The organism is Lapillicoccus sp. (assembly GCF_039935575.1).
Taxonomy (GTDB): domain Bacteria; phylum Actinomycetota; class Actinomycetes; order Actinomycetales; family Dermatophilaceae; genus Lapillicoccus.
The window spans coordinates 1-15467 of record NZ_JBDTKA010000147.1; the positions used below are offsets into that span (position 1 = coordinate 1).

Below are 15467 nucleotides of genomic sequence, written 5' to 3' on the forward strand. Positions count from 1 at the left end.
CGCTGAGGTGCTGCGCGTGGGTCGTCGACGGGGACCTCGCAGCCCGCGTCGCCGACGGCGAGACCGGACATCAAGTCCAGGACCGGGTCCGCTCCACTCTGAAGCGGATCGGCCTCGACCACGGAAATGAGCCGGTGCTGATCATCGGACATGTGGCCAGCCTGACGACAGGCATCAGTGCGGTCTGCGACAATGGGCTAGACGTGTGGGGATCGCCGCTGCCGCATGCCGTCGCATTCACGATGACCCGACGCGAGCAGACCTGGCACTGCACTTGGCCAGTGGCCCACACCAGCCCCTAGCTCGCGTTGCCGGAGGCGACGGCAGCCCACGACAACAGCGTCGGCGTGAGGTCGCACCGCGGCAGGTCGGCGCGAGGCCGACATGTCGGTACCCGGCCATGTGGTGGCCGCCGTCGACAGACATAAGAGATTTGGACACGCCTTTTGAGATCCCACACGCAAAAGATCAGCGGGCGCGACGTTGCAGGCGCTCGACGTCGAGCAGCAGCACGGCCCGCGCCTCCAGGCGCAGCCACCCACGGCTGGCGAAGTCGGCGAGCGCCTTGTTCACGGTCTCGCGAGACGCCCCGACGAGCTGAGCCAGCTCCTCCTGGGTGAGGTCATGGCTGACCACGACGCCCTCCTCGACCGGTCTGCCGAACCGCTCGGCGAGGTCGAGCATCGCCTTGGCGACCCGCCCCGGGACGTCCGTGAACACGAGGTCCGCCAGGTGCTCGTTGGTGCGGCGCAGCCGCTGCGCGAGGGCAGCCAGCAAGGCCGTCGCGACATCGGGCCGGCCGGTGAGCAGGCCGGTCAGCGAGTCGTTCTTCAGACCCATCAGCTGGGTCTCGGCGACGGCGGTCGCCGTCATGGTGCGAGGGCCCGGGTCAAACAGGCTGAGCTCGCCGAACATCTCCCCGGGACCGAGAATCGCGACGAGGTTCTCCCGGCCGTCGACGCTGGAGCGGCCGAGCTTGATCTTGCCCTCGCCGATGACGTAAAGCGTGTCGCCCTGGTCGCCCTCCCTGAACAGGACGTCCGTACGCTCCATGTGCCTACCGTTCATCTGACCGAGCAGGGCGTCGGCCGCCTCGTCGTCGAGGGCGGCGAACAACGGTGCCCGCCGCACCACGTCGAGGTCCACGCGCACAGTGTGCCACGGTCGGTGTGGGCGGCCGGCTGAGCGCGCGGATGTCAGCGGTAGGCACGCGGCAGGCACCCAACAGGCACGCGTACGCCGCGCTCAACGCACTCCTACCAGGTGCGCAGGGGACGGATCCGTGGAGCTCGGTGCCCGGGGGGCAACGTAGGCTGCTCGGGTGTCCGAGGAGCCTGCGACGTCAGATTCCGCTGCGCCGTCGGTGCCGGGGGAGTCGCCTGTGGCCCTCACCCGTCGGGCCCGGCGGATGTACCGGGCGCTGCACGAGCGCTACCCCTACGCCCGCTGCGAGCTCGACTTCACGAACCCGTTGGAGCTGCTCGTCGCCACGATCTTGTCCGCGCAGTCCACCGACGCCCGGGTCAATATCGTCTCGCCCACCCTTTTCCAGCGATACCGCACGGCTTCGGACTACGCCGGCGCGGACCGCTCCGAGCTGGAGACGCTGATCCAGTCCACCGGGTTCTTCCGCAACAAGGCCGATGCCATCATCAAGCTCGGCGGCGCCCTCGTCGAGCGTTACGAGGGACAGGTCCCCGAGCGGCTGGTCGACCTGGTGACCCTTCCCGGCGTCGGACGCAAGACCGCGAACGTCGTGCTGGGTCACGCGTTCGGCATCCCGGGGATCACCGTCGACACGCACGTCGGCCGGCTCGTCCGCCGGTTCGGCTGGACCGCTCTCGAAGACCCGGTCAAGGTCGAGCACGCGGTCGGTGCGCTCATCCCCAAGCGCGAGTGGACCGAGCTGAGCGACGTCCTGATCTTCCACGGTCGCCGCACCTGTCACGCCAAGAAGCCCGCCTGCGGGGCCTGTTCGGTGGCCGCGCTCTGCCCGAGCTACGGCATCGGCGAGACCGACCGCGAGCGGGCGCTGACCCTGCTGGCATACGAGCTCAAGCCCGGCGCGGTGCCCCCGGTCCCGCCCGCGGGACCGCTCCCCGCTCCGGTACGCGCGCACGTACGGGTTCGAGCCTGACCCATGTCTCATATGCCGTCCCTCGCCGGCCCGGGGGAGACACTCGCACCTCAGCTGGGGTCTCGCGACCTCCGACCCGCGTGGCTCGACCGCCTCATGGCCGCCGCACGGAGCACGGACGCCGCCTGGTTCAGCCGGGTCGTCACACCTGACGAGGGTGGGCGCGAGTCGGCGGTGCTGCTGCTCTTCGGCCCTGACCCCGACGGTGAGGACGCCGTCCTGCTGATCGAGCGGGCCCATGACATGCGCTCACATCCAGGCCAGGTCGCGCTACCGGGTGGTGGCACCGAAGCCGGTGACGTCGACGCGGCCGGGACGGCTCTGCGCGAGGCGCAGGAGGAGGTGCTCCTCGACCCGCTCGGTGTCGAGGTGCTGGGCACTCTGCCGCGTCTGTTCCTGCCGGTGGGCGGGTTCCTCGTCACGGCGGTGGTGGGGTGGTGGCGCGACCCGGGTCCGGTAGGCCTGGGCGACCCGGCCGAGGTGGCGCGCGTCATCCTCGCGCCACTGAGCTACCTCACCGACCCGGCCAACCGGTTCACGGTCAGCCACCCGTCCGGTTACCGCGGGCCGGCGTTCGCTCTCGGCGACGACCTGCTGCTCTGGGGTTTCACCGGAGGGATCGTCGACAAGGTCCTGGAGCTCGCCGGGCTTGCCCGCCCCTGGGACGGCGACCGCGTGCAGGCGCTCCCGGACCGGCTGACGAGGGGGCGGGCATGACCGGCCCGATCCTCGACCTGGTCCTGGTCGTGCTGCTCGTGCTGTATGCCGTTACGGGCTACCGTCAGGGCCTGCTGGTGAGCGCGCTGTCTCTCGTGGGGTTTCTCGGTGGCGGCGCGCTCGGGATGTGGCTGCTGCCGCCGCTACTGGTGCACTTTGACTGGGTGGTCGAGCACGAGCCGGCCCGGGTCGCACTGCTCGTCGTGAGCGTGTTCGTGGCGGCCAGTATCGGGCAGGGGATCGCCAGCACCGTGGGCGGCCGGATGCGGTCGCGGGTCACGGCCCGACCGGCGCGAACGCTCGACGCGCTGTTCGGCGGGGTGGCCACCGTGCTGGCCGTCTCGCTGCTGATCTGGTTCGTGGCGGGGTCGGTCCGCAGCGCTGCCCCGCCCACGATCGCCAGGGCCATCGGAGAGTCGCGGGTGCTGCGCACAATCGACGGGATCGTGCCGCCGGAGTCGGGACGGTTGTTCGCCGGGTTCCGCGCGCTGCTGGACCGCAACGGCATACCCAGGGTCTTCGACGGCCTCTCCCCGGAGCCGATCGCCCCCGTGGCGCCGCCCAACGGCTCGAGCATCTCTGCGGCGGCTGTCCAGTCCGCAGCCCGGTCCATCGTCCGTGTCACGGGCGTCGCCGAGGCGTGCAACCGCGGCCAGGAGGGCAGCGGATGGGTGGTCTCCCCGGGGCGCGTGGTCACCAACGCGCACGTCGTCGCGGGGATGCGCGAGGCCCAGGTGCAGGTGCAGGGGATCGGTCGCCAGTACTCCGCCCAGATCGTCGTGTTCGACCCGCAACGTGACCTCGCCGTCCTCGCCGTCCCGCAGCTGTCGGCGCCTGCGCTGCCGCTCGGCGGGGCGCTCGCCAACAACGACGGGGCGGTCGTGGCGGGCTTCCCCCTCGACGGACCGTTCCGCCTGGACGCCGCCCGGGTGCGCGGGACGTTGGTGGCCACCGGTTCGGACATCTACGGCCAGCCGGGTGTGGAGCGCCAGATCTACTCGCTCTACACGCGCGTCGAACCGGGCAACAGTGGCGGGCCGTTGCTCTCGAGCGCCGGAGCGGTCGTGGGCGTCGTGTTCGCCAAGTCGCTCGACGACGCCACGACCGGGTACGCGCTCACCCTCGCCGAGGCACGGCCCGTCCTCGATGCCGCCGCTGGAGCCGGCCAGCCCGTCTCCACCGGCGGCTGCTCGACCGGCTGACCCGTTTGGGTCACTCCGGGGCCCGGCTGGTTGGAGCCTGGCTCAGCACACGGTCGTGCGCTCAGCCCACCGCATACCGTGTGCTGAGCGCAGCATCATGTGCTGAGCGCTCGCCAGACGCATACCGACCAGGCGACGGGTGCGCTCACGCGTCGACGCTGTCGAGCCAGTCGACGATCGCCCCACTCACCCGGTCGGGCGCCTCCTCGGTGAGGAAGTGACCGGCGCCGTCGATGGACTGATAGGTGTACGGGCCGCTCACGTATGCCTCGGACCCCCCCGTGCTCGCCTGGATGACGCAGCCGTCCTCGGTCCCCTGCAGGTAGAGCACGGGCTGGTCGATCGGCCCGCGGATCCGGCGGTTGAACAACGGCCCGTCCTGGCGGATCTGGCTGCGACCGAACCAGCGGTAGTGCTCCGCCGCCGAGTGCGCCACGAACGGCATCGCCATCGCGTTGCCGTAGCGCTCGACGTCCTCCGGCCCCGGGTACTCGCCGTAGGGGGAGGCCCAGCTGCGCAGGATCTCGGCAACATAGGTGTGGTCCTTCGTCATCTCCCGCTCGGGACCGAACGGGCGCTGCATGTCCACGAGGTAGCGGCTCGCGTGCCGCTGGTCCCGGCTGAGGATCGAGGCCTTGCGCATGACGCGAGGATGCGGCATCGCCAGCGACCCGATGGCCCGCGTCACCCCGGGCTGCAGGCTGGGCAGGCACCAGGCGACGAACCCGCCGAGCCCGTGGCCGAGCACGATCGCGCTCTCCTCACCGAGGGAACGGATCACCTTGGCGGCGTCGGCTGACGACGTGTACGAGTCGTAGCCGCGCGGCGGTTTGTCGCTCGCACCGTAGCCCCGCAGGTCCATCGCGACGGCCCGCCACCCGGCGTCGGCGATGGCGGCCATCTGGTGGCGCCACGTGTACCAGAACTGGGGGAACCCGTGCATGAGCAGGACCATCGGTCCGTCGCCGAGCTCGGCCACGTGGAACCGGGCGCCGTTGGCCGAGACGAGCCGGTGGTGCCAGGGCCCGTCGATCAGGACTGAGGCGGCGTCGAGGCTCACACTCACCTGTCGCGGGGCTGCTCGGGTCCGGCGTCGAGGGCCACCTGCGCGTTTGCCGCGGGAACCGCCTTCGCGTGCTCCGCGCCCGAGGCACTCGCACCCTTGATCGCAGCGATGGTCTCCTGGGCCCGCGCGATGGCGCGTTCGGGCTTGGGGTCGACCTTCTGTAGGGCCTTGCGTCCCAGGATCCCCAGGATCGCCGCCACGATGAGCAGGACCACCGTGATGATGAGGAAGCCGGCCCACACCGGGAGCCAGATGGCGATCACGAGGGCGAGGGTCACGAAGAGCAGACCGAGCGCATACAGCGCCACGACCCCGGCTCCTGCGAGCAGTCCCGCACCCTTGCCGGCGATGCCGAGGGACGTGGTGATCTCGACCTTGGCGAGCTGGAGCTCGGTGCGCACGATGACGGAAAGGTCTTCGGTCACCTGGGCGACGAGCTGGCCGAGGGTGCGAGCCTGCGAGCTGCTCTCGTGGTTCGCCATGAACAGTTCCTCCAACGGGTCGGCCTCGCCGGTAGGCAGTGGACAGCGGATGGCTGCGGGCAGTGTCACGAGCCTAGCGCCGGGGGTCGGTCGAGATAGACGTCTGGTATGCCGTCACCGTCGTCGTCACGCATCTCCCGCTCCTCGAGGCGGGCGTAGTGGCGGTTCCGGCGCCGCAGGACGACGGCGGCCAAGGCGGCTGCGAGGAGGGACCCGACCAGGACGCCGAAGCTGACGTGGTCGTCGCGAGGCGACCCCGGGCCGAACGCCAGCTCACCGATGAGCAGTGAGACCGTGAAGCCGACACCCGCGAGGAGGGACAGGCCGAGCATGTCGGGCCAGGCGAGGTCGTCGTCGAGCGAGGCCTTGGTGAACCGGGCGAAGACCCAGCTGCCACCGAACACCCCGAGGCACTTTCCGACGACGAGACCGACGACCACGCCGAGTGCGGCCGGGTCCGTGAGAGCGTCCGTGATACCGGAGAGACCACCGGCGAGGAAGGGGACGCCGGCCGCGAAGAAGGCGAAGATCGGGACGGCCACCCCCGCGGACCAGGGCCGCAGCTTGTGCTCGACCCGTTCGGCCAGGGTGTGCTCGTCCCCGCTGTGCTTGCTGTGCTTGCTGTGCTTGCTGTCCTTGCTGTCCTCGCTGTGCTTGCTGTCCTTGCTGTGCTTGCTGGGCTCGCCGACCTCGTTGGGCTTGGAGACCGGGACGAGCAGGCCGAGCAGCACGCCGGCGACCGTGGCGTGGACGCCGCCGGCGTGGACCAGGCCCCAGGCGAGCAGGGCTGGCACCGCGAGCAGGAGGGGGTTGGTCCACCCTTTGCGGAGCAAGACGTGCCAGACCGCCAACGGCACGACCGCAAGCGCCAGCCAGAGCGGCGCCACGGAGTCGGTGTAGAACACGGCAATGATCGTGATGGCGATGAGGTCGTCGACGACGGCGAGGGTGAGCAGGAACGAGCGCAGTGCCGAGGGCAGGTGCGTGCTGATCACCGCGAGGACGGCGAGGGCAAACGCGATGTCGGTCGCCGTCGGGATCGCCCAGCCGCGCAGCACGTCTCCCTCCCCGCCCGTGGCCTTGGCCGCGACGGCATACAGGATCGCTGGCAGTGCCACCCCGCAGATCGCCGCAGCGACCGGGAGGGCGGCCTTGCTGCGGTCGGAGAGGTCACCGGCGACGAACTCGCGCTTCAGCTCTAGTCCTGCGACAAGGAAGAAGACGGCGAGCAGCCCGTCGGCCGCCCAGGTGTCGAGGCTGAGGTCGAGGTGGAGCGCTTTGGGCCCGACGACCAGGTTGCCCAGGGCCTGGTATGCATCGGACCAGGGCGAGTTCGCCCAGACGATCGCGATCAGCGCGGCACCGAGCAGCAGTGCGCCGCCGACGGTTTCGGTCCGCAGGGCAGAGGCGACGTAGCGAGTCTCCGGCCAGGTCCCCCGAGACAGGAGACGTCGCGGCGGAGACTCCTCGGGTTCGCTCACCTCCCGAGGTTATCGGCCAGGAATTCGGCGGTCAGCCCACGTCGAGCAGGGAACCCGAGACACGCCGCCCGTCGGTCGACGTCGACGACTCGACGGAGATCAGCTGATGGTGTCCCCGGCGTCAGCCCCCACGATGGGCAGAGGCAACGTTGACCGGACTCACGTTCTCCCGGGTTCTCGACGGTCCGATGTCCGTCTTGTCGATAAAGACGTGAGTCCGGTCGGTGAGCGGGCCGGCGAACCAGTTCGGGGCGTCGGCGTCTCCCACGTCGCGGCCGACGTCCATCGAGCGCGCCACGAGAGCTTCGGCCTCCTCGAGCCGACCGGCGCGCATCGCGAACATCACGTCGACCGCGCTCAGGACGTAGGCCACGGCTGTGTTCTCGTCGCGGGTCACGGCGGCGCGCAGCTCGGCCTCCGTGCGGTCGGCAACCGGGTCACCGGCGAGCAGGCGGTCCACCGCGCCCCAGAGCAGACCCATGAGCACGTCGATCCGCCGAACAGTGAGGAACCCGGCGCGCAGCAGCTCGGACGCGAGCGGCATCCGGGCGCCGGTGTGCTGGGGCCCGAGTAGGCAGTGGTGGGCCCCCACACCGGGGATAAGCCGGGGACAGCTCTCGGTGTGACCCTCCGGTCAGTCCTCGGTCTTGCCCGAGTCGAGGCCGGACTTGATCAGGTCCATCACCGCGGAGTCGGCGAGGGTCGTGACGTCGCCGACCTCTCGGTTCTCGGCGACGTCGCGCAGCAGCCGGCGCATGATCTTGCCAGAGCGCGTCTTGGGCAGCTCCTTGACGACCATGATCTGGCGCGGCTTGGCGATGGGTCCGATCTCCTTCGCCACGTGGGCGCGCAGCTCCTGCACCAGCTCGTCCCCGTGCGCGTCCGCCTCCTCGACGGCCGACCCACGCAGGATCACGAACGCGCACACGGCCTGCCCGGTCGTCGCGTCGTTCGCGCCGACGACCGCCGCCTCGGCGACCTTCGGGTGCGACACCAGCGCCGACTCGATCTCGGTCGTCGAGAGCCGGTGACCGGACACGTTCATCACGTCGTCGACCCGGCCGAGGAGCCAGATGTTGCCTTCGTCGTCCTTCTTGGCACCGTCGCCGGCGAAGTAGAGGCCATCGAAACGCGACCAGTATGTCTCCTGGTAGCGCTCCGGGTCACCCCATATCCCGCGCAGCATCGCGGGCCACGGCTTGTCGACCACGAGGTAGCCGCCACCGCCGTTCGGCACCGAGTGCGCCTCGTCGTCGACCACGTCGACCGAGATCCCGGGGATCGCCTTCTGTGCCGAGCCCGGCTTCAGGTTGGTCACGCCGGGCAGCGGGCTGATCATGATCGCGCCGGTCTCGGTCTGCCACCAGGTGTCGACGACGGGGGCCTTGTCGCCGCCGATGACCCGCCGGTACCAGATCCACGCCTCCGGGTTGATCGGCTCGCCGACCGACCCGAGCACCCGCAGCGAGGACAGGTCGAACTTGGCCGGGATCTCCTCACCCCACTTCATGAAGGTGCGGATCGCCGTCGGCGCGGTGTAGATGATCGTCACCTTGTACTTCTCGACGATCTCCCACCAGCGGCCCTGGTGCGGCGTGTCCGGCGTGCCCTCATACATCACCTGCGTCGCACCGTTCGCCATCGGCCCGTAGACGATGTAAGAGTGGCCGGTCACCCAGCCGATGTCGGCCGTGCACCAATAGACGTCGGTCTCGGGATGGACGTCGTGCACCACGGAGCTCGTGTATGCCGCCTGGGTCAGGTAGCCGGCGGTGGTGTGGAAGATGCCCTTGGGCTTGCCGGTCGTGCCGGAGGTGTAGAGGATGAACAGCGGGTGCTCGGCTTCCATCCCCACCGCCTCATGGGTGTCAGCGGCCTTGTCGAGGGCCTCGTGCCACCAGACGTCACGCTCGTCGTTCCAGGCGACGTCCTGGCCGGTGCGCCTGACGACGAGCACATGCTCGACGGGTGTGCCCTCCCGGTCCACCGCGCCGTCCACCGCCGGCTTGAGCGCGGCAGGGGCACCCCGCCGGTAACCGCCGTCCGAGGTGATGACGAGCTTGCACTTGGTGTCCTGGATGCGCGAGTTCAGGGCCTCGGCCGAGAACCCGCCGAACACGACCGAGTGCGGAGCGCCGATCCGGGCGCAGGCCAGCATGGCGATAGCCGCCTCGGGGATCATCGGGAGATAGATCGCGACGGTGTCGCCCTTGCCGATCCCCAGGTCCTGCAACGCATTTGCGGCTTTCTGAACCTGCTGGTGGAGCTCGGCATACGTGATATCCCGGGTGTCGCCCTCGGGCTCGCCGACGAAGTGGATGGCAACCCTGTCGCCGTTACCGGCCTCGACATGACGGTCGACGCAGTTGTAGGCGACGTTCAGCTCACCGTCTGCGAACCAGGTCGCGAACGGGGCCTTGCTCCAGTCCAAGACCTGGGTGAACTCCTTGCTCCAGGTCAGCCGGGTGCGGGCCTGCTCGGCCCAGAAACCTTCGTTGTCCGCCTCGGCCTGGTCGTAGAGCTCGGCCTTGCCGTTCGCCTGAGCGGTGAACCCGGGGTCAGGTGGAAACGATCGGTCCTCGTGACCGAGGTTCTCGAGCGTGCTGGTTTCGGACCTGTTCGAGGGTTCGTTGGACACGGCGATCCTCCTGCGACTCTGCTGGGCTCTGGGCGGGCTGCGGTGCCTCGTCCTGCACTGACCCCTGCAAACCTAGCCAATCCTGCTGGGAGGTCCGAAGGTGTCCCTGGTCCGAGGGGACAGACGGCTCCTCCCGTGCGGCGAGCGGAGCCCGGCAATCCGCAGGATGATGCGTACCGAACCATGGGTGTGAGCCTGAGCGTCAAGAAGCCCGACTGGACCTACCGGTTGGTCATCCGCCTGTCCCGGGCGCTGTTCCGGCTGTTCGGGCTCCACATCGAGGTGCGCGGCGCGCAGAACCTCCCGTTGCAGGGCGGTGCGGTCATCGCGAGCAACCACCTGAGCTTTTTGGACTTCATGTTCGTCGGCCTGGTCGGTGTCAACCGAGGGCGGCTGACGCGGTTCCTCGCCAAGCGGGGCGTCTTCGCCCTGGCGCCTGTCCGCAGCGCCATGAACGCCATGGGCCATGTCCCGGTTGACCGCTTCCACGGCGAGGTCGCCCTGCGTGAGGCCGTCGACAAGGCCCGCTCCGGAGAGGTGGTCGGCATCTTTCCCGAGGCGATGATCTCGCACTCCTTCACGCTGCGCCCGTTCCAGCCCGGCGCCGCAGCGATCTCCATCATCACCCAGACACCGCTCGTTCCTGTCGCCCTGTGGGGTACGCAACGGACGGCCACGGTGGGCGGGCGTTTCGCGATGCGTCTCGGGCGGGGTCGCGGGGCCGCCATCACCGTGCTCGTCGGCGAGCCGCTGCGGCCCGGACCCGGGGCCGACCCGGCCGAGGTCACGGCGGTGCTGCGGGCGCGGGTCGACGACCTGCTGCAACAGGCCATGGACGAGTACCCGCAGCGCCCGCGCAACGGCGCGGACCGCTGGTGGGTTCCCGCCTGTCGCGGAGGTGCCGCACCGACGCAGGCGCAAGGACTGGCTCTCGACGAAGCCGCGTTGCTCCGGTCCGACCCGCCACCTGCCGGTGAGACGAAGCGGCACGAGACGAACGTCCGCCCGACCGGGACACGGGCGCGGGTCAGCTGGGACACGCACGTGTCCTGACGAGCGGGCGGGTCGTCGGCGCGGGGGCGCCGACGACCCGTCGGAGGACGGCCGGATCGGGGGACCCGGTCAATATGGGGGAACAGGGGAACAGGGGACGCAGAGCGTACCGCCGGAGGGAGATATGCCACCGGCGGTGCGCTCGTGCGTGTGTCATCGAAGCCGAGGGGTTCAGTAGGCACCGGCGGCGGCCCAGGTGTGCTCGCATACGCCGGTATAGGTCCCTGTCGTCGTCGATGGCTAAGGGGGGCCAGGTGCGTACTAATGAGGTGCGGCCGGGTGCGCTGAGCGCCCATGGGCACGCCTTCGCCGGGCAGCAGCGGACCGCTGCTGCCCGGCGCGGCCGAGGTGGGCTCCCTGTCCGTGCCGGGCGCCCCCATCACCGTGGCAGCGGAGCTGGCTGCCTCTGCGAGCGTCTGGGGTGACGGCCTGCATGCTCTGGCGCGCGAGCAGGATTACCTGGGCCGGGCGATGGTGTCCTCCGCCTCCAGAGGCAAGGGCACGACGCCCCGGACCAGCGAGGTCCGGGGCGTCGGCGACCAGGGGTATGCCGGCGGCTGGGCCGGCCTAGTGCACGACCGCCTTCTCTGCTCCTGCGCCGGTCAGGGAACGCACCTCCATCTCGGCGTACTTGGCCGCGTTGAACTCCTTGGACGTGATCGTCCCGATGTAGCCGAGCAGGAAACCCAGCGGGATCGAGATCAGCCCCGGGTTGGCCAGCGGGAACCAGTGGAAGTCGATCGAGGGGTCGGTGATCATCGACGACGACTTGCCGGCCGTCACCTTGCCGCCCGACACTGTCGGGCTGAAGGTGATCAGCACCACCGCGCTGATCAACCCGCCATAGATGCTCCACAACGCGCCGCGGGTGTTGAACCGCTTCCAGAACAGCGAGTAGAGGATCGTCGGCAGGTTCGCGCTCGCGGCGATCGCAAACGCCAGCGCCACGAGGAAGGCGATGTTCTGGCCGTTGGCGAAGATGCCGCCGATGATCGCGATGATGCCGATGACGACGGCGGCGATCCGGGCCACGCGCACCTCGGCGTCCGCGCCGCCCTCGCCGCGCTTGATGACCTGACCGTAGACGTCGTGCGCAAAGCTGGCGCTGGCCGTGATGGTCAGCCCCGCGACGACGGCGAGGATGGTGGCGAACGCGACGGCGGCGATGATCCCGAGCAGGACCGTCCCGCCGAGCTCGTATGCCAGCAGTGGCGCCGCCGAGTTCGCCCCACCCGGGGCGGCTTTTATCGCCTTCGATCCGACGAGGGCGCCGGCACCGTAGCCCAGCACGAGGGTGAACAGGTAGAAGATGCCGATCAGCCAGATCGCCCACTCCACGGACTTGCGAGCCTCCTTGGACGTCGGCACGGTGTAGAAGCGCATCAGCACGTGCGGGAGCCCGGCAGTGCCGAGGACAAGCGCGAGGCCGAGCGAGATGAAGTCGATCTTGCTCGTCGTGCTCGCGCCGTACTGCACGCCCGGACCGAGGATCTTCTCGCCGCCCGAGCCGGGCGCCGTGACCGCTCCACCGAGGACCGAGGAGAGGTTGAAGCCGTACTTGCTGAGCACCCATACCGTCATGACGAAGGCGCCGACGATCAGCAGGCTGGCTTTGACGATCTGCACCCAGGTGGTGCCCTTCATGCCTCCGATGAGTACGTAGCCGACCATGATGACGCCTACGAGGGCGATGACCAGACTCTGGCCGGCCTTTGCGTCGATGCCGAGCAGCAGGGCGACCAGGCCACCTGCGCCGGCCATCTGGGCCAGCAGGTAGAAGAAGCTGACGACGATCGTCGAGATGGCCGCCGCGATGCGTACCGGCCGTTGCCGCAGGCGGAAGCTCAGCACGTCGGCCATCGTGAACCTGCCCGTGTTGCGCAGCAGCTCGGCGACCAGCAGCAGGGCAACCAGCCAGGCGACGAGGAACCCGATCGAGTAGAGGAACCCGTCATAACCGTTGATCGCGATGGCGCCCGCGATCCCGAGGAAGGACGCTGCGGACAGATAGTCGCCGGCGATGGCGATGCCGTTCTGGCGGCCGGTGAAGGCGCGTCCCCCGGCGTAGTAGTCCGCGGCAGTCTTGTTGTTGCGGGATGCGCGGATGACGATCGCCAGGGTGATGGCGACGAAGATCACGAAGATGGTGATGTTGAGGCCGGGGCTGCCGACGTTAGTGGCAGCCGGGATCGCGAGAGCAGTCATTCGGGGTGACCTTCCATGCTGGCCCGGATCTTCTCGGCGGCGGGGTCGAAGTGTCGGTCGGCCCAGCGCACGTAGGCGATCGTGATGGCGAACGTCGAGACGAACTGCAGCAGGCCGAAGACCAGGCCCACGTTGATCTCACCCCAGACCTTGGTCGACATGAAGCCGACCGCGAACGTCGAGAGCAGGACGTAGAGGAAGTACCAGGCGAGGAACACCGCGGTCAGCGGGAACACGAACCTTCGGAACCTGCGGCGCAGGTCGACGAATTCATCGGACTCCCGGACAGCGGTGTACCGCTGTGCCGCGTCCGAGTGGTCGAGAGCATCGTTGTTCACGGCGACACCTCCAATGGTGGGCAGGCATACAGGGCGCCGCGGGTCCCCTCCCGCGGTTCGGCCCAGCGTGGACCGTCTCGTATGCCGTGTGAAGACGACGCGCGCCGGGTGGGGTGGGTGGTCGCCCAACGGGCTACGGCAGTACGCCGAGCGGCGTCTCGGACGCGCCGAACGGCTCGGACGCGCTGAGCGGTTGAGCGGGGGCCTCTCGGTCATCCAGTCGTCGGTGGACGGGTCGGGGCGCGCAGGCCTTCGGGCGCGTGCAGGCGGACCATGGTGCGCGCGGCACCGGCGGGGATCGAGCCGGGCGTCGCGTAGGACACGAGCACCGCCACGACGAACGCCGTCGGTACGGTCCAGGCCGCCGGCTGCGCGAGCAGGGCACCCGGCCAGCCGCCGCCCACCAGCCCCGGGCCACCGAGCACTGTGATCGTCGTTGCCGTGAGCGCGAGCAGGCCGCCGGTGACCAACCCGGCCGCGGCTCCGGTGACCGACAGCCGTCGCCACCACACGCCGAGCACGAGCAGCGGGCAGAACGTCGACGCCGCCACAGCGAACGCGAGCCCGACCGTGTCGGCGAGCGAGGTGTTCGGCGAGAGCCAGCTCGCGGCATACGGCACGACGACCGCGACCACGGCGGCGAGCCGGAAGCTGCGGATCCTCGGCACGACCCGATCCGGTCGCATCCGACCCCACTTGGGTGACCTGGCGGACCTGCCCGAGCTGCCCGAGTTGCCCGACCTGACCAGCCTGCCGATGCGAGACAGGAGATCTTGGTCGATCACCCCGGCCACGGAGATGGTCAGACCGGACGCGGTCGACAAGAAGGCCGCGAACGCCCCACCCGCGAGCACCGCGGACAGGACCGTGGCGAGCGCTCCGTCGGTGGCCGCCGAGGGCAGCAGCAGACTGACCGAGTCGGCGCGGGTGCCGCCCGGGAGGGCGGGGAGGTAGACCCGTCCGAGGACGCCGTAGACGGGGGTGAACAGGTAGAACAGGCCGAGCAGGGCGACGACGACGACGGTCGTGCGGCGGGCGGCGCGCCCGTCGGGGTTGGTGTAGAAGCGGACCAGGACGTGCGGCAGCCCCATCGTGCCGAAGCAGAGCGCGAGGATGGTCGAGTACGTTGCGTAGACCGGGTGCTCGCGTCCCCCGAACCCGCCGAGGGCGTCACCCCAGGTGGACGTAGGGTCGTTCGCGACTGCCGGGGCCGGGGCGCCCGACCGCACCCAGATCGCGAGCAGGACGAAGGCGGGGACCGAGATGGCGGTCAGCTTGATCCAGTACTGTACCGCCTGGACGAGGGTGATCGAGCGCATCCCACCGGCGGTGACGTTCGCCACCACCACGAAGGCCACGACGAAGCTGCCCAGGCCCGGCGGTGCGCCGGTCACCGTACTGAGCGCCAGTCCGGCGCCCTGGAACTGCGGCAGCAGGTAGAGCCAGCCGATCCCCACGACCAGCAGCGAGGCCAAGGCCCGGACCCGCCGGGACTCCAGGCGCGCCTCGGCGAAGTCAGGGAGCGTGTATGCGCCCGAGCGGCGCAGCGGCGCAGCGACCAGGACGAGCAGCACGACGTAGCCGACGGTGTAGCCCACCGGGAACCACAGCATGTCCACACCAAGCGCGTACACCAGGCCGGCGATCCCGAGGAACGATGCAGCAGAGAGGTATTCGCCGCCGATGGCCGAGGCGTTCCACCCGGCGCTGACGCTGCGGCCGGCGACGTAGAAGTCGCTGGTGGTCCGCGAGAGTCGCAGCCCGAACGCCCCCGCCACGAGGGTGACGCCGCAGACGAGAGCGATGGCCAGGACGCCCGCCTGCGAGGCGGTCACGGCTGGTCCATGAGCTCGGAGAACTCCCGCTCGATGCGTTCTGCCTGGCTGACGTAGATCCGCGCGGCTACGAACACGACGGGGTAGATGAGTACCCCGATTGCGACCCAGGGCAACGGGATCGGTCCGACACGTAGGTCCTGGGTGGCCGGAAGCAGGATGAACATCGCTGGGAGGCCCAGCACGATGACCCCGACGCCGAGCAGGATCGCGAGCGAGAGCCGCAGCTGGGCTCGTAGCAGCGCCGAGAGATAGACGCCGCCGAGACCCGTCTGCTCCTCCAGCTCCTGCGCTGCCGGTCGGCGCTCCCCCC

Annotated in this window: 15 protein-coding genes; 5 read left to right on the forward strand and 10 right to left on the reverse strand. The window is 69.8% G+C overall.

Going from position 1 to position 15467, the window contains the following annotated elements; all coding sequences use genetic code 11:
* Nucleotides 1–2 precede the first annotated feature (2 nt).
* Nucleotides 3–302 (forward strand): histidine phosphatase family protein, encoded by a 300-nt coding sequence (locus ABI385_RS18565; protein WP_407068297.1) that lies wholly within the window; start codon nucleotides 3–5, stop codon nucleotides 300–302.
* A gap of 166 nt (nucleotides 303–468) precedes the next feature.
* Here ABI385_RS18565 and ABI385_RS17280 read toward each other — a convergent pair whose 3' ends face one another.
* A complete protein-coding gene (locus tag ABI385_RS17280) occupies nucleotides 469–1146 on the reverse strand; it encodes a Crp/Fnr family transcriptional regulator (RefSeq protein ID WP_348105002.1) in 678 nt (225 codons plus the stop codon).
* 262 nt (nucleotides 1147–1408) lie between these two features.
* On the opposite strand from ABI385_RS17280, the gene nth reads away from it, so the two are divergent.
* The 3 genes from nth to ABI385_RS17295 are packed head-to-tail and all read left to right on the forward strand — an operon-like array spanning nucleotide 1409 to nucleotide 4056.
* A complete protein-coding gene (nth, locus tag ABI385_RS17285; RefSeq protein ID WP_348105015.1) occupies nucleotides 1409–2137 on the forward strand; it encodes an endonuclease III in 729 nt (242 codons plus the stop codon).
* A gap of 3 nt (nucleotides 2138–2140) precedes the next feature.
* A complete protein-coding gene (locus tag ABI385_RS17290) occupies nucleotides 2141–2854 on the forward strand; it encodes a CoA pyrophosphatase (protein ID WP_348105003.1) in 714 nt (237 codons plus the stop codon).
* Nucleotides 2851–4056, forward strand: a complete 1206-nt coding sequence (locus tag ABI385_RS17295; protein WP_348105004.1) for a MarP family serine protease — start codon at nucleotides 2851–2853, stop codon at nucleotides 4054–4056. Before ABI385_RS17290 ends, ABI385_RS17295 begins: the two co-directional genes overlap by 4 nt.
* A 145-nt stretch (nucleotides 4057–4201) precedes the next feature.
* Here the strand turns inward: ABI385_RS17295 and ABI385_RS17300 are convergent, their stop codons facing one another.
* The 5 genes from ABI385_RS17300 to acs form a co-directional block, all read right to left on the reverse strand.
* The gene (locus tag ABI385_RS17300; protein ID WP_348105005.1) at nucleotides 4202–5122 is read right to left on the reverse strand and encodes an alpha/beta hydrolase; all 921 of its coding nucleotides are present in this window, start codon (nucleotides 5120–5122) and stop codon (nucleotides 4202–4204) included.
* Entirely contained in the window at nucleotides 5119–5604 is a 486-nt protein-coding gene (locus ABI385_RS17305) for a phage holin family protein (protein WP_348105006.1), read from the reverse strand. The genes ABI385_RS17300 and ABI385_RS17305 overlap by 4 nt, the downstream gene beginning before the upstream one ends.
* A 65-nt stretch (nucleotides 5605–5669) precedes the next feature.
* On the reverse strand, nucleotides 5670–7085 hold the full coding sequence (gene nhaA / locus ABI385_RS17310) for a Na+/H+ antiporter NhaA (protein WP_348105007.1): 1416 nt from the start codon (nucleotides 7083–7085) through the stop codon (nucleotides 5670–5672).
* 121 nt (nucleotides 7086–7206) lie between these two features.
* Nucleotides 7207–7629, reverse strand: a complete 423-nt coding sequence (locus ABI385_RS17315; RefSeq protein ID WP_348105008.1) for a hypothetical protein — start codon at nucleotides 7627–7629, stop codon at nucleotides 7207–7209.
* Between the two features lie 90 nt (nucleotides 7630–7719).
* Complete coding sequence (gene acs, locus ABI385_RS17320; RefSeq protein ID WP_348105009.1) at nucleotides 7720–9723, reverse strand: acetate--CoA ligase; 2004 nt, start codon at nucleotides 9721–9723, stop codon at nucleotides 7720–7722.
* Between the two features lie 189 nt (nucleotides 9724–9912).
* On the opposite strand from acs, the gene ABI385_RS17325 reads away from it, so the two are divergent.
* Entirely contained in the window at nucleotides 9913–10776 is an 864-nt protein-coding gene (locus ABI385_RS17325; protein WP_348105010.1) for a lysophospholipid acyltransferase family protein, read from the forward strand.
* A gap of 567 nt (nucleotides 10777–11343) precedes the next feature.
* On the opposite strand, the gene ABI385_RS17330 is transcribed toward ABI385_RS17325, so the two are convergent.
* From ABI385_RS17330 to ABI385_RS17345, 4 genes are all read right to left on the reverse strand, one after another.
* The gene (locus ABI385_RS17330; RefSeq protein WP_348105011.1) at nucleotides 11344–12981 is read right to left on the reverse strand and encodes a cation acetate symporter; all 1638 of its coding nucleotides are present in this window, start codon (nucleotides 12979–12981) and stop codon (nucleotides 11344–11346) included.
* Nucleotides 12978–13319: a DUF485 domain-containing protein gene (locus ABI385_RS17335; protein WP_348105012.1), complete on the reverse strand. Its 342-nt coding sequence runs from the start codon at nucleotides 13317–13319 to the stop codon at nucleotides 12978–12980. The genes ABI385_RS17330 and ABI385_RS17335 overlap by 4 nt, the downstream gene beginning before the upstream one ends.
* A 212-nt stretch (nucleotides 13320–13531) precedes the next feature.
* Nucleotides 13532–15154 (reverse strand): cation acetate symporter, encoded by a 1623-nt coding sequence (locus ABI385_RS17340; protein WP_348105013.1) that lies wholly within the window; start codon nucleotides 15152–15154, stop codon nucleotides 13532–13534.
* Nucleotides 15151–15467, reverse strand: a 317-nt coding sequence (locus tag ABI385_RS17345; RefSeq protein ID WP_348105014.1) for a hypothetical protein, incomplete at its 5' end; no start/stop codon positions are given. The genes ABI385_RS17345 and ABI385_RS17340, both read right to left, overlap by 4 nt.

What these genes read in the sequence shown, in the direction of transcription:
- ABI385_RS17305 (WP_348105006.1), bottom strand. Translation starts at nt 5,604, where the DNA reads ATGGCGAACCACGAGAGCAGCTCGCAGGCTCGCACCCTCGGCCAGCTC.
- ABI385_RS17315 (WP_348105008.1), bottom strand. Translation starts at nt 7,629, where the DNA reads ATGCCGCTCGCGTCCGAGCTGCTGCGCGCCGGGTTCCTCACTGTTCGG.
- ABI385_RS17330 (WP_348105011.1), bottom strand. Translation starts at nt 12,981, where the DNA reads ATGACTGCTCTCGCGATCCCGGCTGCCACTAACGTCGGCAGCCCCGGC.
- ABI385_RS17295 (WP_348105004.1), top strand. Translation starts at nt 2,851, where the DNA reads ATGACCGGCCCGATCCTCGACCTGGTCCTGGTCGTGCTGCTCGTGCTG.
- nth (WP_348105015.1), top strand. Translation starts at nt 1,409, where the DNA reads ATGTACCGGGCGCTGCACGAGCGCTACCCCTACGCCCGCTGCGAGCTC.
- ABI385_RS17290 (WP_348105003.1), top strand. Translation starts at nt 2,141, where the DNA reads ATGTCTCATATGCCGTCCCTCGCCGGCCCGGGGGAGACACTCGCACCT.